At 68.5% G+C, this 17,631-nt stretch carries 15 protein-coding genes; 6 read left to right on the top strand and 9 right to left on the bottom strand.

Annotated elements, in window-relative coordinates:
• The first annotated feature begins 218 nt into the window (after positions 1-218).
• Together ASE67_RS18260 and ASE67_RS14715 are read left to right on the top strand one after the other, a co-directional pair.
• Complete coding sequence (locus ASE67_RS18260) at positions 219-890, top strand: hypothetical protein (protein WP_156348640.1); 672 nt, start codon at positions 219-221, stop codon at positions 888-890.
• Positions 891-1,169: 279 nt separating this feature from the next.
• Complete coding sequence (locus tag ASE67_RS14715) at positions 1,170-2,441, top strand: Hsp70 family protein (RefSeq protein WP_055763085.1); 1,272 nt, start codon at positions 1,170-1,172, stop codon at positions 2,439-2,441.
• Positions 2,442-2,665: 224 nt separating this feature from the next.
• Here ASE67_RS14715 and treF read toward each other — a convergent pair whose 3' ends face one another.
• Complete coding sequence (gene treF / locus ASE67_RS14710) at positions 2,666-4,258, bottom strand: alpha,alpha-trehalase TreF (RefSeq protein ID WP_235511929.1); 1,593 nt, start codon at positions 4,256-4,258, stop codon at positions 2,666-2,668.
• 78 nt (positions 4,259-4,336) lie between these two features.
• Positions 4,337-5,338 carry a fumarylacetoacetate hydrolase family protein gene (locus tag ASE67_RS14705; RefSeq protein ID WP_055763082.1) on the bottom strand — a complete coding sequence of 334 codons (1,002 nt, stop codon included), beginning with the start codon at positions 5,336-5,338 and terminating at the stop codon, positions 4,337-4,339.
• A gap of 126 nt (positions 5,339-5,464) precedes the next feature.
• Here ASE67_RS14705 and ASE67_RS14700 point away from each other — a divergent pair, with 126 nt between their 5' ends.
• Both ASE67_RS14700 and ASE67_RS14695 read left to right on the top strand, forming a co-directional pair.
• Positions 5,465-5,914, top strand: a complete 450-nt coding sequence (locus ASE67_RS14700; RefSeq protein WP_055763079.1) for a hemerythrin domain-containing protein — start codon at positions 5,465-5,467, stop codon at positions 5,912-5,914.
• Between the two features lie 37 nt (positions 5,915-5,951).
• A complete protein-coding gene (locus ASE67_RS14695; protein WP_055763629.1) occupies positions 5,952-7,241 on the top strand; it encodes an adenylosuccinate synthase in 1,290 nt (429 codons plus the stop codon).
• A 203-nt stretch (positions 7,242-7,444) separates the two neighbouring features.
• Here ASE67_RS14695 and ASE67_RS14690 read toward each other — a convergent pair whose 3' ends face one another.
• The 6 genes from ASE67_RS14690 to ASE67_RS14665 form a co-directional block, all read right to left on the bottom strand.
• The gene (locus tag ASE67_RS14690; protein WP_055763077.1) at positions 7,445-7,747 is read right to left on the bottom strand and encodes a hypothetical protein; all 303 of its coding nucleotides are present in this window, start codon (positions 7,745-7,747) and stop codon (positions 7,445-7,447) included.
• A 142-nt stretch (positions 7,748-7,889) separates the two neighbouring features.
• The gene (gene aroC, locus ASE67_RS14685; RefSeq protein WP_055763073.1) at positions 7,890-8,957 is read right to left on the bottom strand and encodes a chorismate synthase; all 1,068 of its coding nucleotides are present in this window, start codon (positions 8,955-8,957) and stop codon (positions 7,890-7,892) included.
• Complete coding sequence (locus ASE67_RS14680; RefSeq protein WP_055763072.1) at positions 8,954-9,469, bottom strand: GNAT family N-acetyltransferase; 516 nt, start codon at positions 9,467-9,469, stop codon at positions 8,954-8,956. The genes aroC and ASE67_RS14680 overlap by 4 nt, the downstream gene beginning before the upstream one ends.
• Positions 9,470-9,473: 4 nt before the next feature.
• The gene (gene fabI / locus ASE67_RS14675; RefSeq protein ID WP_055763069.1) at positions 9,474-10,277 is read right to left on the bottom strand and encodes an enoyl-ACP reductase FabI; all 804 of its coding nucleotides are present in this window, start codon (positions 10,275-10,277) and stop codon (positions 9,474-9,476) included.
• Positions 10,274-11,215 carry a YihY/virulence factor BrkB family protein gene (locus ASE67_RS14670; protein WP_055763066.1) on the bottom strand — a complete coding sequence of 314 codons (942 nt, stop codon included), beginning with the start codon at positions 11,213-11,215 and terminating at the stop codon, positions 10,274-10,276. The genes fabI and ASE67_RS14670 overlap by 4 nt, the downstream gene beginning before the upstream one ends.
• 31 nt (positions 11,216-11,246) lie before the next feature.
• Entirely contained in the window at positions 11,247-12,200 is a 954-nt protein-coding gene (locus ASE67_RS14665) for a DnaJ C-terminal domain-containing protein (protein ID WP_055763063.1), read from the bottom strand.
• A 156-nt stretch (positions 12,201-12,356) separates the two neighbouring features.
• Here ASE67_RS14665 and ASE67_RS14660 point away from each other — a divergent pair, with 156 nt between their 5' ends.
• Together ASE67_RS14660 and ASE67_RS14655 are read left to right on the top strand one after the other, a co-directional pair.
• Positions 12,357-13,040: a DUF4197 domain-containing protein gene (locus ASE67_RS14660; RefSeq protein WP_055763060.1), complete on the top strand. Its 684-nt coding sequence runs from the start codon at positions 12,357-12,359 to the stop codon at positions 13,038-13,040.
• 46 nt (positions 13,041-13,086) lie between these two features.
• Complete coding sequence (locus ASE67_RS14655) at positions 13,087-14,574, top strand: flavin-containing monooxygenase (RefSeq protein ID WP_055763057.1); 1,488 nt, start codon at positions 13,087-13,089, stop codon at positions 14,572-14,574.
• Here the strand turns inward: ASE67_RS14655 and ASE67_RS14650 are convergent.
• Positions 14,560-17,586, bottom strand: a complete 3,027-nt coding sequence (locus tag ASE67_RS14650; protein WP_055763054.1) for a ligand-binding sensor domain-containing diguanylate cyclase — start codon at positions 17,584-17,586, stop codon at positions 14,560-14,562. The two genes, ASE67_RS14655 and ASE67_RS14650, sit on opposite strands and share 15 nt — an antisense overlap.
• Positions 17,587-17,631 lie beyond the last annotated feature (45 nt).

Here is a 17,631-nt window from a genome sequence, read left to right as displayed (position 1 = left end):
GTGCTGAGTAGGGACGGAGCTTGTCGAAGGCCCGTATCAAAGCATTCCCTCATCGAGGTCCTTCGATACGCCCTTTCGACGTTGCTCAATGGCTACGCAGGACGAACGGCAGTGCCAATGCCAACGCCGCTTAAACCGAAACTGAACCGCCGGGTTCAGCGTGGCGAGGGGGCGAATCGCTACAACGGCTTCATCGAACAACGAAGGAGTGAAAGCACATGGCGAAATTCTCTTTGGGCAACACCGGCAAGCTCGGCCTCGGCGTCGCGATCGGCCTTGCCATCGGCGCGGCGGGCGGGGCGAGCGCGGTGTCGCTGACCCGGCCCGGCGTCGAAATGGCCCCGACCATCGCGACCCCGGTCGCGCGCCTCGCCAGCAGCAGCGGCGTGGTGACGGTCAAGGGCCGCGTGGCGGAGGTCTATGGCGACCGCTTCGTGGTGCAGGACGGCAGCGGCAAGGCGATGGTCGACGGTGCCCGCGACGCGAACGTGACGAAGGGCGCACCGGTGCAGGTGCAGGGCCGCTATGACGATGGACAGCTGCGTGCGTCCTATGTCGTCGATGCGGCGGGCAAGGTGACGCCGGTCGGACCGCCGCCGCCGCGCCCCGGCCACGGCCCCGAAGGTCGCGGCCCCGGCCCGCATGGTTCGGGTGGCCCGGGTGGTCCGGGTGGTCCCGACGCACGCGGTCCCGGTGGCCCCGGCGGTCCCGGTGGTCCGGGTTGCGCCCCCGGCGCGATGCCACCGCCGCCGCCCGCTGACGGTGCCGCCCCGCCGCCCCCGCCGGCGAACGGCCAGCTCCCGCCGCCCCCGCCGGTTGGCGCCGCTCCGGCAGGAACCCCGCCGGTAGCCAATGCGCCGGCACCGGCACCAGTCCGGGCAACCCGCTAACCCAACCCCAATCGTGCCTCGGCCTCCGCCGAGGTACGTCGGGGAAGAACAGCCCCCACCAATCAACTGCCGTACCCCCGCGCAGGCGGGGGTCCAGGGCCACATACGCAGGCGCTTGTTTGCGTGGCCCTGGATCCCCGCCTGCGCGGGGATACGCCCATGCGCGGTCCACCGGCCGGTACCCCCCGGCAACCGCCTTCGCAGCGATACGCCAACACCCCCAAGACAAACCGAACCAACCCGTGTAGGGCGACCCGCCGCTGCCCGGAGCCCTCCCCCATGTCCCTCGGCCTAGATTTCGGCACCACCAATTCCGTCCTCGCCCGCGCCGATGCCGATGGCGCGACCCTCGTGGCGCTCGACGGTCCCGATGGCGCCGACGCCGTGTTCCGCTCGGCGCTGTGCTTCTGGCAGGACGATGTGCCCGGCGGCATCGCGGTGGAGGCGGGTCCATGGGCGATCGACGAATATCTGCAATTCCCCGAAGGCTGCCGGTTCCTGCAATCGTTCAAGTCGGTCGCCGCCAGCCCCAGCTTCGACACCGCACCGATCTTCACCAAACGCTACCGGTTCGAAGACCTCGGCCGCGCCTTTCTCGACCGGCTCGCCGCCCGCGCGCATGGCGTGCTGAACGGGGCCAGGCGGATCGTCGTCGGCCGCCCGATCACCTATGCCGGCCACCGCCCCGACGAAGCGCTCGCCAGGACGCGCTACGATGCGATGTTCGCCGCGCTGGGTGCCGAAGTCGCCTATGTCTACGAACCGCTGGGCGCGGCGTTCAGCCATGCCGCGACGCTGGAGGAGGCCGCGACCATCCTCGTCGCCGATTTCGGCGGCGGCACCAGCGACTTTTCGGTCGTCCGCCTCGAAGCCCCCGGCAGCGAGCGCCGCGCCCGGCCGCTCGGCCATGCCGGCATCGGCATCGCCGGCGACCAGTTCGACCGCCGAATCCTCGACAAGCTGGTCCTGCCGCTCTTGGGCAAGGGCGGCACCTATCGCTCGTTCGACAAGGTGCTGGAGATTCCGGCGGGCCATTTCACCGACTTCACCGACTGGTCGCGCTTGGCGCTGATGCGCAATCGCAAGACGATGGCCGAACTCGACAAACTGCGCCGCGCCGCGACCGATCCCGCCGCGATCGAACGGATGATCGCGGTGATCGAGGGCGAACAGGGCTATCCGCTCTACGACGCGGTCGGACAGGTAAAGCGCGCCCTGTCACGCGGCGACGAAGCGACCTTCGCGTTCGAAGGCGGCGGCATCGCGATCAAGGCGCAGGTGACGCGCGACCAGTTCGAACAATGGATCGCCGACGATCTCGCCCGGATCATGGCGACCGTCGACCGCGCGCTGGACGTGGCGGGGCTGGAGCCGGACGCGATCGACCGCGTGTTCCTGACCGGCGGCACCTCGCTCACCCCCGCCATCCGCCGCGCCTTTGCCGACCGGTTCGGGGAAGGCCGGCTGGCGTCGGGCAACGAACTGACCTCGGTCGCCCACGGTCTCGCGCTGATCGGCCAGCAGGAGGACGTCGCGGCCTGGACGGCGTGAGCTTTCCTACACGCCGTCGGGATGGCAAACTCGGCATCGCTCTTTGAACCGTTAGTTTGAACCACGTCGCCTTATGAACAGCCGTGCTCCCGCGCAGGCGGGGGCCCAGAGCCCAGCAGAACAATGGTCGCGTTTGACGCCCTGGGCCCCCGCCTGCGCGGGGGCATAAAAGCTGCAATTTCGCCAAGGCTCCGACACCGCGCGAAACGCGCACGAGTGTGAACTTAGTGAACTTTGGCCCCATTCGTCACTGCCCCCCGCACCATCAGCGCCCGCGTGACGCCGTTGGTCCACCCGAACCCGTCCTGCAGCGGATACTCCCCGCCACCGCCCGGCTTCACCTCCTCGACGTCATATTTCTCGACCAGCTTGCCCGACGCGGCATATTCGCGCGCGACGCTCGCCAGGAAGCGTTGCGCGATCTTGTCGGCCAGCGCGCGGTTGCCGGTGCGGTCCAGCCCGGCGACCGCGATCCATTGCAGCGGTGCCCAGCCATTGGGCTTGTCCCATTGCTGCCCGGTATCGACCGTGGTGGTCCGCAAGCCCCCCGGTGCCAGCAGCTGCCGCTCGATCGTGCTCGCCACCCGCGCCGCGCGCGGCCCCGTCGTCAGCCCGACGAACAGCGGATAGGCCGTCGCCGCCGTCACCCCGTCGCGCAGCAGCAGCCGCTTGACGTCATAGTCGCCATAACGCCCTTCCGCCTCGCTCCACAGCCAGCGATCGATCGCCGCGCCCCGCTTCGCCGCCCGGTCGCTAAAGTCCCGCGCCGTGGCGGCATCGCCCGCCTTTGCCGCGCCCTCGGCAATCGCCCGCTCCATGCCCCACAACAGGCTGTTGAGATCGGCGGGCAATATGCTGGTCGTATCGATCGTCGCCAGCGTCCTGCCATCGGCCAGCCAGCGCGACGAAAAGTCCCAGCCGCTTTCCGCCCCGGCGCGCAGCTCGCGATAGGTGTCGCCAGCCGGTCGCCCGGCGACGTTCGCCGTCTCGACATCCTCGCGCCACGATTCGTCGCGGGGGGTGGTCCGCGCGTCCCAATAATGTTGCAGCACCGCCCCGCCGGGCAGGGTCACCGACCGTTCGGGCGAAGTGAAGAACGCATGTTCGCGCTTCAGCGCCGCCAGCCGCCGGGCGGCGACCTTCGGATCGCGGTTCTGCGACAACCCCATCATCAGGTACAGGAACGGCGGCTGCGACCGGCTGAGATAATAGCTGCGGGTGCCGTTGGGCACATGGCCGTACCGCTCGACCAGATCGACAAAGCCGTCGAGCATCGATTCGACCAGATCCTGCCGCCCGTCGGCGACGAGGCCCAGCATCGTGAAATAGCTGTCCCAGTAATATAGTTCGCGAAACCGCCCGCCCGGCACGACGAACCGGTCGCCGACCGCCAGCGCGCTCGACCCGGTCGGTGGCGTCACCGGCTCCCGCGTCAGTTGCGGCCATAGTCCGGCGATATGCCGCTCGATCGGCAGGCGCGGGCCATGGTCGGACTCGGGCATCGGTGTCAGGCCGGGCACGTCGAAATTGGCCAGCACGAACGCCTTCAGCGCGGCGTCATCGAAATTACCCTTGCGGAAATCGGCCAGGATCGCGGCATCGGGCCGCCTGGGCACCGCATCGACAAAGGTCTTTCCGTCGGGAAAGATGCGCCGCATCTGCACCGCTTCGAACAGCGGCCCGAACCGGTCGGCGGGCGTGGGCACGGCGGCGGAGCGCATCGCCTGGCCACCGGTCGCCGGGCGCGGCCCGTCCGCCATGGTGCAGCCCGCCAGCAGGGCCGGCATCAGCCAGCGACAGGTTCGAACGATGGACATGGCACCCCCGGATAGTTGCGATACCGGTTCAATCCGCAACCGCCGGGGGTGTTCCTTCTTGCTTGGACGTCGCGCCCCTTACGCCACCGTCTGCTCGATCACGCCGAAGATCGGGTGATGCCGGTCATCCTCGGCCCAGATGCGCACCGTGTCGCCGCTCTGCAGGAACGGCGTCTGCGCCTCGCCACCGCGGATCGTCTCGACCGTGCGGAGTTCCGCCAGGCAGGAATAGCCGACGCCGCCGTCCGCCACCGGCTTGCCCGGACCACCATCCCCGTCGCGGTTCGACACCGTGCCCGACCCGATGATCGTGCCCGCGCCCAGCGCGCGCGTCTTGGCGGCATGCGCGATCAGCGTGCCGAAATCGAACGTCATGTCCTCGCCCGCCTGCGCCCGCCCGAATGGCTTGCCGTTCAGGTCGACGCACATCCGCCGGTGCAGCTTGCCGTCCTGCCACCAATCGCCCAGCGCGTCGGGCGTGACGAACACCGGCGAAAAGGCCGAAGCCGGCTTCGACTGGAAGAAACCGAACCCCTTGGCCAGCTCGCCCGGAATCAGCCCGCGCAACGATACGTCGTTGGTCAGCCCGACCAGCCGCACCGCCGCCAGCGCCTCCTCGCGCGACGCGCCCAGCGCCACGTCGCCGGTCACGACGACCACCTCGGCTTCGAAATCGCAGCCCCACGCCGCATCGCCGAGCGGGATCGGATCGCGCGGGGACAGAAAGCCGTCCGACCCGCCCTGATACATCAGCGGATCGTGCCAGAACGTCTCGGGCATCTCCGCCCCGCGTGCCTGCCGGACGAGCGCGACATGGTTCACGTACGCCGACCCGTCCGCCCATTGATAGGCGCGGGGCAATGGCGACGCGGCGTCGCGTTCATGGAAGCGTTCCTTGGGGATCACGTCATGGTCGAGGTCGGTCGCCAGATTGCGCAGGTCGCCTTCAAAGGCATCCCAATCGTCCAGCGCCGCCTGCAACGTCGGCACGATCCCGCTCGCATCGGCATACCAGGCAAGGTCGCTCGACACGACGACCAACCGGCCATCCCGGCCGTGCTTGAGGCTCGCGAGTTTCATGCGGCACACTCTCCTTTACTGTTCTGCCCCCGGTTTGCGCGCCGTCGCGCGTAATGTCGAGCCGCCGTCTACACGCTTCGTTAGGATGTGCCGATGCAGGGTCGAATGCCGAAGGGAGCGTCGCCCATGCAACTCGAACGCCACGCGCTGATCGCGGAACACGCCGAACTGGGCGCGATGCTCGGCGACCTGCTGCGCCACGCCGCGCAGCGTCCGCCGCCCATCGCCGATATCGCGCAGGTCCGCTGGCGGATGAGCCGCTTGCTGCTTGCCCATCTCGCCAAGGAGGACCGGCTGCTCCACCCGCTGCTCCAGCGCAGCGGCGACCCGGCCGCCGTCCGCCTCTCGCAACAATTCGAGGCGGAGATGGGCGGGCTGTCCGACGCTTTCAAAGCCTATATGCAGGATTGGGACGCCCGGCGGATCGAGGCGGACCCCGCCGCTTTCGAAGCGGCGTCGCGGGCGCTGGCGGCGGCGCTGGCCGACCGCATCCGGCGCGAGGAAACGCAACTCTATCGTCACATTCCCGCCCAGCCCCCTGCGCGCACGGTGGACGCGGGGCGCGTAGCGCCCTAGTGCAGCGCGGAAACGCGCATTGCATGAGGGTATGGACGTGGCGAACGTAGCGGTGATCGGCGCCCAATGGGGTGACGAGGGCAAGGGCAAGATCGTCGACTGGCTGGCGGAACGCGCCGACATGGTCGTCCGGTTTCAGGGTGGGCACAATGCCGGCCACACGCTGGTCGTCGGCGGCACCACCTATAAATTGTCGCTGCTCCCCTCGGGCATCGTGCGCGGCACGCCGTCGATCGTCGGCAACGGCGTCGTGCTCGACCCCTGGGCACTGAAGGCGGAAGTCGAACGGCTGCGCGAACAGGGTGTCTCGGTCACGCCGGACACGCTGATGATCGCCGAGACCTGCGCGCTGATCCTCCCGTTCCACCGCGACCTCGACGGTCTGCGCGAGGACGCCAGCGGCGCCGGCAAGATCGGCACCACCCGGCGCGGCATCGGCCCGGCGTATGAGGACAAGGTCGGCCGCCGCGCGATCCGCGTGTGCGACCTCGCCCATCTCGACCAGCTGGAACCGCAGCTCGACCGCCTGACCGCGCATCACGACGCGCTGCGCGCCGGCTTCAACGAACCCGCCATCGACCGCGAACAGCTGATCGCCGACATGCGCGAGATCGCCGATTTCGTCCTGCCCTATGCCCAGCCGGTGTGGCGTGTGCTGGCGCAGGCGAAGGCGAACGGCAAGCGCATCCTGTTCGAAGGGGCGCAGGGCGTGCTGCTCGACATCGACCACGGCACCTATCCGTTCGTCACCTCGTCCAACACCATCGCCGGTACGGCAGCGGGCGGTTCAGGCATGGGTCCGGGCGCGGTCGGCTTCGTGCTGGGCATTGCCAAGGCGTACACCACCCGCGTCGGCTCCGGCCCGTTCCCGACCGAGCTGGAGAATGACACCGGCGAGCGTCTCGGCGTGCGCGGCCATGAATTCGGCACCGTGACCGGGCGCAAGCGCCGCTGCGGCTGGTTCGACAGCGTGCTGGTGCGGCAGGCGGCGGCAGTCGGCGGCATCACCGGCATTGCCCTCACCAAGATCGACGTGCTCGACGGGTTCGAGGAAGTGGCGATCTGCACCGGCTATCGCTTGGGCGATCAGGTGCTGGATTACTTCCCCGCCCATGCCGCCGAACAGGCGAAGGTGGAACCGATCTACGAAACCATGCCTGGCTGGTCGGAATCGACCGCCGGTGCGCGCAGCTGGGCCGAACTGCCGGCGCAGGCGATCAAGTATATCCGCCGCATCGAGGAACTGATCCAGTGCCCGGTGACGCTGGTATCCACCAGCCCGGAACGCGACGATACGATTCTGGTGCGCGACCCCTTCGCGGATTGATCTGCCAACTCCACCTACCCGTTTGCTTCGAGCGCAGGTTCGAGCCTGTCGAGAACCGTAGTCGAGAAGGGGTTTCCCCAAACGGGACATTCTCGACGGACGCTTCTCGACAAGCTCGAAGCTGCTCGAACCGAACGGGTAGCGCGTGAACAAGAAAGGGCCCGCCCGGATCAATCCGGACGGGCCTTTTTTCATGCCACCGCTTATCGCGGCGTACCGGGCGCCGGCTTGGCCGTCGGCGTATCGCCCGTGGGGGCCGTCGTCGTGGTGTCGTCGGTCGTCGTGGTATCGGCCTTCGACTCGCCCGGACGCGTCGGATCGGTCGGGGCGTCGACCGGGTTGGTCGGGCCAGTCGTCTGTGGTGCCGGTTGGGTCGGACGGCTGGGGTCGATCGGCCCCTGCGTCGTCGTCGGCGCGGTCGGACTGGTCTGGGTCGGCGTCACCTGCGCGACGGCCGCGGTCGAACCGCACAGGATCAGCAGGCTCGTGACAATGGTCTTGCGCATCGAAAATCTCCTTGCATCAAGCAGGACTTTCAATGCGTTACCAGAGCGATAGGTCCGGCGGTTCCCCACGGCTCATCCCACGACAGGACCGGATCAGGGACCGGCCGTGGCGGGACAACGGCCGGCGGTTTGCTACGCTTGCTTAACCGACCTGCCCGCGATGGCGCAGCTTCTGGTCGGCCAGCACCAGCGCGACCATCGCCTCGACCACCGGCACCCCGCGAATGCCGACACACGGGTCATGCCGCCCCTTGGTCGCAATCGTGGTCGCCTGCCCGTCCGGCCCGATCGTCTCGACGGGCGTCAGGATCGAGCTGGTCGGCTTGAACGCCACCCGCAACGTCACCGGCTGCCCGGTCGAAATCCCGCCGGCAATGCCACCGGCATGGTTGGCGAGGAACTCGACACCCTCAGCACCCGGCCGCATCGGATCGGCATTGGCCTCGCCCGACAGCGAAGCCGCCGCAAAGCCGTCGCCGATCTCCACGCCCTTGACCGCATTGATCGACATCGCGGCACTCGCCAGCTCGGCATCCAGCTTGGCATAGAGCGGCGCGCCCCAGCCCGCCGGCACGCCCTCGGCGCGACACGCCACGACCGCGCCCAGCGACGACCCGGCCTTGCGCGCGCCATCGACCAGCGCTTCCCAGCGCTGCGCGGCGGCGGCATCGGGACAGAAGAACGGATTGCCACCGATCTCCGCCGCATCGAAGTTCGCCGGATCGATCGCATCGCCGCCGATCGATTCGACCCAGGCGGTGATCGTCACTTCCGGGATCACCAGCCGCGCCACGGCCCCTGCCGCGACCCGTGCCGCCGTCTCGCGCGCCGACGACCGCCCGCCGCCGCGATAGTCGCGAAAGCCGTACTTCGCGTCATAGGCGTAATCGGCATGGCCGGGGCGATAGGCCTTGGCGACGTCCGAATAATCCTTCGACCGCTGGTCGACATTCTCGATCATCAGGCTGATCGGCGTGCCGGTCGTGCGACCGTCGAACACCCCCGAGAGGATGCGCACCGCATCCGGCTCGCGCCGCTGTGTCGTGAAGCGGCTGGTCCCCGGTCGCCGCGCGTCAAGATACGGCTGGATATCGCCCTCGCTCAACGCCAGTCCCGGCGGACACCCGTCGACCACCGCGCCCAGCGCCGGCCCATGGCTCTCGCCCCAGGTCGTGAAGCGGAACAGATGCCCGAAGCTGTTGTGGCTCATGCGTCCTCCCCCAAAGCCGCAAAGGCGCGGGCATGGACCGCCGCGCCGGGTGTGTGGACGCAGGGTCCATCGTTCAGGCGGATGCCCAGCAAGTTCTCACCGGCATAAGGGCTGTCGAACCCGCGCGCCGTCGCCGCCTCGAACCCGAAGCGGCCATAATAATCCGGATCGCCCAGCACGAAGCCCAGCTCGACCCGCGCACTGCGCAAATGCGCGATGGCGGCGGCGACCAGCGCCTCGCCCACACCCTGCCCACGTGCGTCTCGTGCCACCGCCAGCGGCGCAAGCGCGACACCGGCAATTTCGCGCGTGTCGGCGGTGACCTGCATCCGGCTGGCGGCGATCATGCCGACCACCGCGCCCGCATCCTCGGCGACCAGCACCAGCACGAGATCGCCGTCGATCGCCAGCTGCTGGACCAGCCGCGCCTCTGCGTCACGCGGGAAACAGGCGCGCAGCAACGCATCCACCGCCGGCGCATCCGCACCGGTCGCCGCCCGGATGACGCTCACGACGTTACGACAGCGCGATGTCGGGCGCGTCCTCGGCCTTCATGCCGATGACGTTATAGCCGGCATCAACATGATGGATTTCGCCGGTGACGCCGCTCGACAGGTCGCTCAGCAGGTACAGCCCCGCCCCGCCCACATCGTCGATCGTGACGTTGCGGCGCAGCGGCGAGTTCAGTTCGTTCCACTTCAGGATGTAGCGGAAATCACCGATGCCGCTGGCGGCCAGCGTCTTGATCGGACCCGCCGAAATGGCGTTCACCCGGATATTTTCCGGCCCCATGTCCATCGCCAGATACTTGACCGACATGTCGAGCGCGGCCTTGGCCACACCCATCACGTTGTAATGCGGCACGACCTTTTCCGACCCGTAATAGGTCAGCGTGACCAGCGATCCGCCGTTCGGCATCAGCGCCCGCGCCCGCTTGGCAACCGCCGTGAACGAATAGACGCTGATGTTCATCGTCATCAGGAAATTGTCGAGGCTGGTGTCGTAATAATGGCCGCGCAGCTCGTTCTTGTCCGAAAAGCCGATGGCATGGACCACGAAATCGATCGTCGGCCAACGCGCCGCGATGGTGTCAAACGCGGTATCCAGCGCGCCCATGTCCGACACGTCGCATTCGATCAGGAAGTCGGCACCCAGTTCGGTCGCCAGCGGCCGCACGCGGCGCTCCAGCGCCTCGCCCTGATAAGTGAAGGCCAGCTCCGCCCCCTGTGCGGCGAGCTGCTTGGCGATGCCCCAGGCCAGCGACCGATCGTTGGCGAGGCCCATGATGACCCCCCGCTTGCCCTGCATCAAACCGTTCACGCGACTGTCCCTCTTTCGTCTGTAGCCGCACCCTCTAGCGCAGGGTCGGGTGTTTCCGCCAGCGCCGCGTTCAATTCGCCGCCGATCACCACGCCCAGCCCGACGATGTAGAAGAAGAACAGCGCGATCATCACGCCGGCCAGGCTGCCATAGGTCCGGTCATATCCCCCCAGTGCATCGATCGCGAGCGGCAACAGCTGGGTCGTGCCGATCCACACGCTCGCCGTCGCCACCGCGCCCGGCCATTTCGGGCAGTTCGACGTGCGATATTTCTTGGGGCTGAGCGTGTAGAACAACGTGTAGAGCGCGATGAACAGCGCCAGCGCTGGGAACAGCTTCGCGATCGACAGATAGGCGGCGTAGGGCTGCAGGAACGGCAGCAGGCGATAGATGACCTGCTCCACGCCGACCAGCACGACCTGAAGGCTGAACGCCAGCATCAGCATCACCACCGACCCGACGATCAACCCGATCGACCCCAGCCGATATTCCCAGAACGGCCGCGAAAACGGGATGCCGTACGCCTGACGCAGGATCGAGCGCACCGTTTCGATGAAGCCGGTCGTGGTCCACAACCCCACCAGCGCACCCAGCCACAGCAACGACCCCGACCGCGCCTGCAACACATCGAGGATCGGTTGCTGCAGCACCACCGCCACATCGCGCGGCACGGTGTCGAGGAACGCGGTCACCGCATGGATGCTGTCACCGCTGCGGCCCACGGCGCGCGCGATCGCCGCTGCGACGATGAAGAACGGAAACAGCGTCAGCAGCGAGAGATAGGCGAGGTTGCCGGCATGGGTGAAACCATCGTTGAACGTGCCGATCGCGACACGTTTGATAACCTCGATCGCGCGCGCGGACGGGCGCAGCCGCGCGAGCGCAGGACGCCCTTCACGCTGCCGGGCCTCGGGGGTGGTCGGGGACGGCTCGGTCATCAGCTTCGTTTCGATTGGTTTCGCAGGCGGATCAAACGCCCAGCTTCGCCCTCGGGTCCGTGTCCGCGGCGCTCCAACCTTCGACAAACGCCGTCAGTTCGGCGTCGTCGGCGGGAAGGTCGATCATCAGCGTGACCAGCTGATCGCCGCGCGTGCCGTCTTTCCGGTGGAATCCCCGCCCCTTAAGCCGCAGCGTCTTGCCCGACGTCGCGCCCTTGGGCACGCTCAGCATCACCGCGCCCTCGACGGTCGGCACGCGCACTTTTCCGCCCAGCACCGCTTCGGCGAGGTTGATCGGCAGGTCGATCCGCACATCGTCGCCGTCGCGGGTATAGAAACGGTGCGGCTGCACCTCGACCGTGACGATCGCGTCGCCCGCACCGCCCGGCCCCGCATCGCCCTTGCCGGTCAGGCGCATCTGCGTGCCGGTATCGACGCCCGCGGGCAGTTTCAGGTCGATGGTCTTGCCGTCCGCCAGCGTGATCCGTTGCGGGCTGAGCGTCGCCGCATCCTCGAACGGCACCTTCAGCCGGTACGCGACATTGCCGCCCTTGGGCTGCGGCCGCCGACCGAAGCCGCTGGCAAAGCCGCCGCCACCGGCACCCGCACCCGCACCGCCGCGTCCGCCGAACAGCCCTTCGAAAATATCCGAAAAGTCGCCGCCCTGACCCTCGGGCCCCATGTCGAACCCGCCGCGTCCGCCCGGACCAGGGCGAAAGCCGCCGGCACCGCCCCCGGCGCCGAACCCGAACGGCGATGCCGGATTGCCGTCGCCATCGATCTCCCCCCGGTCGAACCGCGCGCGCTTGTCCTTGTCCGTCAGCAGGTCATAGGCCTGCGTGACCTTGGAAAAGCGGTCGGACGCAGCCTTGTTGTCCTTGTTGCGGTCGGGGTGCAGCTCCTTGGCGAGCTTGCGATACGCCTTCTTGATGTCTGCTTCGGTCGCGCCGCGCGCGACGCCCAGGGTTGCATAGGGATCAGCCATGCCCCGGTAGCTAGGGCGCATAGCCTCCGGCGGCAATGCCCCCCGCCACGAAACGGATGCAAAACGATGTCCGGTTCAACGTCGGTTCACGGCGGAGACGGCACCGGAGGGCATCGCCTGCGTTGGCAGCGCAAAGCGCATCCGGAGAATCCCGTCATGATCCATACCCCGCTGTCGCGTCGCCATATCCTCGGTGCCGCCGCCCTCGTCCTCCCCGTCGCCGTGCTCGGCGGCTGCGCTACCCCGCTCGGCAGCTACAGTGTCGAGGAAGGCGTGCGCCGCCTGCTTACCCTGTCCAGCCAGCGCGCGTTCGAACGGCTGATCCGTCCGGGTGGCTTTTACGAGGACCAGTTGACCCGCCTGACCCTGCCGGACACCGGTGGGCAGAACAACGTGCTGGCCGCCGTCCTGCGCACCAATGCGGTGCGCGGGCGGATCGCCATGGCGCTGAACGATATCGCAGTCGATGCCGCCGACCGCGCGACGCCGGTCGTGCTCGATTCGATCCGCGGCCTGACGCTGGCCGATGCGGTCGCGGTGCTGCGCGGCGGGCCGACCGCCGCCACCGACCTGCTGGCACAATCGGCACGCGGCGCGGTGATCGAGGCAATGTTCCCCGAATTTTCCAGCGGCCTGCGATCGGACGCGACCGAAATCCTGTCGGCGATCGTCACTGCGCAGACCGGTATCGACTATACCGCCATTGCGCGGAGCGCCGCCGATCAGGCGGGCAATGCGATCTTCCGCGCGATCGGGCGGGAGGAAACGGCGATCCGCGCCGATCCGCGCCGCACCGGCGATCCGGTGCTGACCGCGCTGTTGCTCGGCACGGGCCGCTGATACGCTCGGGCTTGGCAACGGGGCCGGCCGGGCGGATAAGCCGGCCATGCCGACCCCCGCCCCGCCCGCACCCGAACTCGACGTCGCGATCATCGGTGCCGGGCTGTCCGGCATCGATGCCGCGTGGCACCTCCAGCATCGCTGCCCCGACCGCACCTATGCGATCTTCGAGGCGCGCGACGCGATCGGCGGGACATGGGACCTGTTCCGCTATCCCGGTGTCCGCTCGGACTCCGACATGCACACGCTCGGCTTTCCCTTCCGCCCATGGCGCGGGGACAAGGCGATCGCCGATGGCAGCGACATTCGCGACTATATCGAGGATACGGCGCGCGCCTTCGGCATCGACCGGCACATCCGCTTTCGCCATCGCATCGTCGCTGCCGACTGGTCGTCCGACACCGCGCGCTGGACGCTGACCTGCGACGTCGACGGCATCGTGTCGACGCTCCGCTGCCGGTTCCTGTTCATGGGCTGCGGCTATTACGACTATGCCCGCGGCCATGCCCCCGACTTCGCTGGACAGGGCGATTTCGCCGGGCCGATCGTCCATCCCCAGCACTGGCCACAGGAGTTGGACGTCGCGGGCAAGCGCGTCGCGGTGATCGGCAGCGGTGCGACCGCGGTGACGTTGGTCCCGGCGCTGGCCGCACGCGGTGCGCAGGTCACGATGGTCCAGCGCTCGCCCAGCCACATCGTCGCGCAACCCGCGCGCGATCGCGTTGCGCAGCTGCTCTATCGCCTGTTCCCCGAACGCCTCGCCGGGCGACTGGCGCGGTGGAAGAGCGCAGCGCTGGGCCTCGCTGCCTATCAGTTCGCACGGCGCTGGCCACGGCGGATGGAGGCGCTGATCCTGAAGGGCGTGCGTGCCGAGCTGCCCGGCATGGCCGATGTCGACCGCCACTTCACCCCGCGCTACGATCCGTGGGACCAGCGGCTGTGCCTGGTGCCCGATGCCGACCTGTTCGCCGCACTGCGCGACGGGTCGGCGACCATCGCCATCGACACCATCCGCCGCTTCACCCCGAACGGTATCGAACTGGGATCGGGGGCACGGGTCGATGCCGACATCATCGTGACCGCGACGGGGCTGCGGCTGCATCTGCTCGGCGGCATCGGGCTGACCATCGACGGCAACCACTTCATCCCCGCCGATCACCTGATCTATCGCGGCATGATGGCGTCGGGCGTGCCCAACCTCGTGCTAGCGCTCGGCTATACCAACGCGTCGTGGACGCTGAAGATCGACCTGGTCTCGCGCCGCATGTGCCGTATGCTGAACCATATGCGGCGGCACGGCCATGACATCTGCCTGCCCACCCCGCCCGGCCCCGATGTGGAGCGCCGCCCGCTGCTCGACTTCAGCTCGGGCTATGTCACCCGCGCCGCTGCCATCTCCCCGGCGCAGGGGTCGCGCGCGCCGTGGCGGCTGCGCCAGAACTATTTCCTCGATTATGCGACGTTGCGGTTCGGGGGCCTTGCCGACGGGGTGCTGCGGTTCACGCGGGCCGGTACGGGGTCAGCGCGCGACTGATCCCACGGCATCGACCGCTTCGTCGAGGACCACGCGGTTGCGCCCGTCGCGCTTGGCCCGGTACAGCGCCAGATCGGCCCGGTGCAGCAGTTCGGCAGGCGACGTATTCCCCGTCGCCGCCGCGACCCCGCCGCTGACGGTTACGCGCACCTCCACCCCATTGGCCACGATCGGACGGTCGGCGACGGCGGCGCGGACCCGCTCGGCGGTGCGCATCGCCTCCTGCGGTGATACCTCGGCGAACAGGATCGCGATCTCTTCCCCGCCATAGCGCGCCACCGAATCCGCCGCGCGCACCGATCCGGCGATCCGCCCCGCAACCGCTTCGATCACCAGGTCGCCGATCTGGTGGCCGTGCGCGTCGTTGATCCGTTTGAACAGGTCGATGTCGAGCATTGCGACGACATAGCTGCCGCCGCCGCGCAGCGCCGCCTCGCGCGCGGCATCCAGCATGGCGATCATCGTCCGCCGGTTGGCAAGGCCGGTCAGCGGATCGGTACTGGCCAGCCGTTCCAGCCGGGCATTGGCCGCGCGCAGCTCCTGCGTCCGCTGTCCGATCACGGTTTCCAGCGCGCGGGTGCGCCGGCGCAGCACGATCGTCCGCAGTTGCACGATGCCGACGATCGCCAGCAGCGCGAGCAGCGCCAGCGCCAGGCGGACGAACCACCGTTCATGCCATGCCTGTGCGACGATCAGGTCGATCGCGCTGGTGACTGTGCGCGGATGGACCCCCGGAATCTGCGCCTGCAGTTCGAGGACATAGCTGCCACCGGGCAGGTTGGTGTAGATCGCGGTCGCCGGGCTGGCAGGCGGGATCGCCACCCAATCCTGGTCGAACCCGCGCAGGCGATAGCGATAACGAATCTCGTCCGGCGCGGCATATTCCCTGAGCGAAAAGGCGATGCGGATGCCATGGCCGTCCGATCGGATCGTCCGGTATCCGCTGTCCGAATCATAGGGGACGACCTGCCCGTTCTCCTCCACCTCGCTCGGCGCCAGGACGGGTTGGACCGTCGGGCGCAGCGCCAGCATCCGTTCGGGCCGCAGGACCAGCAACCCGCCGGTACCCCCGAACAACAGGTCGCCGCCCTGCGTGATCGCCGACACCCGCTGGTTGAAGGAATCGGCGGTCAGCCCGTCGCGCCGGCTGACCGCGTGGACCATTTCCCCGCGCGGATCGATCATCGAAATACCACTGGCCCCGGTCGTCCAGATGCGCCCGGCGCGGTCCATCTGCACCGCCGCCACATTGTCGTTGGCGAGGCCCCGGGCCTCGGTGATCGCATGGAAGCGCCACTGCCCCGCAACCTGCCGCCCGCGCGCGATCCCGCCATAGGTGCCGACCCACAGCGCGTCGCCCGCCGGGACGATCGACCCGACATAATTCTGCGGCAGGCTGGCCGGATCGGACGGGCTGTTGCGATAATTGACGAAACGGCCGGTCGCCGGATCGAACCGGTCGATCCCGCGCGGCGTGGCGATCCACGCGCCGCCGCCGGGTGCCGCGACGATGTTGATAACCTCGTTATTGGCCAGCGACGCGTCATCGCCCGGCACATGGCGATAGCGTTGCAGCCGCCCGGTGCGATCGTCCCGCACGAACAGCCCCTTATAGGTGCCGATCAGCAGCCGCCCGTCCAGATAGAGCAGCGAAATGACTGGCAGGTCGCCCAGTTCGGGCAGCGGCAGCGTCCGTTCGCCAAGCGTGTCGGGGTCGATCACCACCACGCCGCGCCCTCCGGCCAGGATCCTGCCGTCGGCGTCTTGCGCAAATGCCTTGATATCCTGTCCGGCGTGGTTGCCATCCAGCCGCAGGTGCCGGACCACCCCGTCCGTCCGGTCGATCCGGTCGATCAGCCCGTTGCCCATGCCGACCCATATCCGGTCGCGTCGGTCGACCATCAGCCCACGCACATTGCGATCGGCCAGCGAATGGCGCGGATCGGGCATCGCGTTGCCGATGGTGAAGATCGCCGGCAACGACGGGTCGGTGTGCGACGCGCCGACCTCGGTCGCGGCCCATAGCCGGCCGGTGCGGTCGATCGTCACGTCGCGCACGGTATCGCCGGCCAGCGAACCGGGATTGGCCTGGATGTTGCGGATCGGTCGTACCGAAAAGGTGCCGTGCGTCGCGATGCGCAGCACGCCCACCCCGTCCGTGCCGACCCACACCACGCCGTCCGGCCCGACCGCAAAGGCGCGGATCGTGCGATGCGCGATCTGCGGCGCGGCCCCCGCCAGTGCCGCGGGCTGGACAAAGCGGCCGTTGCGCAACTGCACGAAGATGCCGTGCGATCCGGTCCCGACCCATAATCGTCCCGCCGTGTCGCGGGTGATCGCCCACACATCGCCGATATCGGGTGTCGCGATGGCGGCGAAATCCCGCGCCCCCCGGCGCAGAACGAACAGGCCGTTGTCGCCGCCGGCATACAGCGTCCCGTCGGCATCGCGATGCACCGCGAACGCCCCCTCGGACAGCGCATTGCCCGGCCCGGCCACCGGCACCGCCCGGTCGCGCGCCGCGTCATAGCGGAACACCCCCTGGTCCGACGCGATATACGCCCCGCCCTGCCCGTCGCTCTCCAGCGCCATGATGCGCGTACCCGGCCCCACCCCTTTGGCACCGGGTACGCTGACAAAGCGGTTGGACGACGGATCGAACCGCACCAGTCCGCCGACATTGGTCCCGACCAGCACCCCGCCGCGCGACAGTTCCAGCAGCGACCGGATGTAATTGTCGGGCAACCCGCCCGGCGTGCCGATGGTCTGGCGGAACACCCGCAACCGCTGTCCGTCATAGCGCGCCAGCCCGCCGCGCGTGCCGATCCACATCAGCCCGTCGCTGCTCTGGACGATCGCCGTCGTCGTCGCGTGGTTCAGCCCGGCATCGCTGTCCAGCGTCTGGAACCACGGCGTGCGCCATGCCGCCCATGCATCGGGCATCGCCGATGCCGAAGCCATGCCCGGAAGCATTCCCGCCATCAGCAGGATCAAGAGGACCAGACGTCGCATTGCCAATTCCGGCGTCAAACCTCGCAGAAGGTGGTTTAAACAGCC

The sequence above is a fragment of the Sphingomonas sp. Leaf23 genome, assembly GCF_001421585.1.
Lineage (GTDB): Bacteria > Pseudomonadota > Alphaproteobacteria > Sphingomonadales > Sphingomonadaceae > Sphingomonas.
The sequence above is the reverse complement of the archived record's forward strand: the minus strand, read 5'-3'. Positions and strand labels throughout refer to the sequence as shown.

Bases quoted from the DNA above. Each gene is read 5' to 3' on its own strand.
- ASE67_RS18260 (WP_156348640.1), top strand. From the start codon at position 219: ATGGCGAAATTCTCTTTGGGCAACACCGGCAAGCTCGGCCTCGGCGTC.
- ASE67_RS14715 (WP_055763085.1), top strand. From the start codon at position 1,170: ATGTCCCTCGGCCTAGATTTCGGCACCACCAATTCCGTCCTCGCCCGC.
- treF (WP_235511929.1), bottom strand. From the start codon at position 4,258: ATGTCCATCGTTCGAACCTGTCGCTGGCTGATGCCGGCCCTGCTGGCG.
- ASE67_RS14705 (WP_055763082.1), bottom strand. From the start codon at position 5,338: ATGAAACTCGCGAGCCTCAAGCACGGCCGGGATGGCCGGTTGGTCGTC.
- ASE67_RS14700 (WP_055763079.1), top strand. From the start codon at position 5,465: ATGCAACTCGAACGCCACGCGCTGATCGCGGAACACGCCGAACTGGGC.
- ASE67_RS14690 (WP_055763077.1), bottom strand. From the start codon at position 7,747: ATGCGCAAGACCATTGTCACGAGCCTGCTGATCCTGTGCGGTTCGACC.
- aroC (WP_055763073.1), bottom strand. From the start codon at position 8,957: ATGAGCCACAACAGCTTCGGGCATCTGTTCCGCTTCACGACCTGGGGC.
- ASE67_RS14670 (WP_055763066.1), bottom strand. From the start codon at position 11,215: ATGACCGAGCCGTCCCCGACCACCCCCGAGGCCCGGCAGCGTGAAGGG.
- ASE67_RS14665 (WP_055763063.1), bottom strand. From the start codon at position 12,200: ATGGCTGATCCCTATGCAACCCTGGGCGTCGCGCGCGGCGCGACCGAA.
- ASE67_RS14660 (WP_055763060.1), top strand. From the start codon at position 12,357: ATGATCCATACCCCGCTGTCGCGTCGCCATATCCTCGGTGCCGCCGCC.
- ASE67_RS14655 (WP_055763057.1), top strand. From the start codon at position 13,087: ATGCCGACCCCCGCCCCGCCCGCACCCGAACTCGACGTCGCGATCATC.
- ASE67_RS14650 (WP_055763054.1), bottom strand. From the start codon at position 17,586: ATGCGACGTCTGGTCCTCTTGATCCTGCTGATGGCGGGAATGCTTCCG.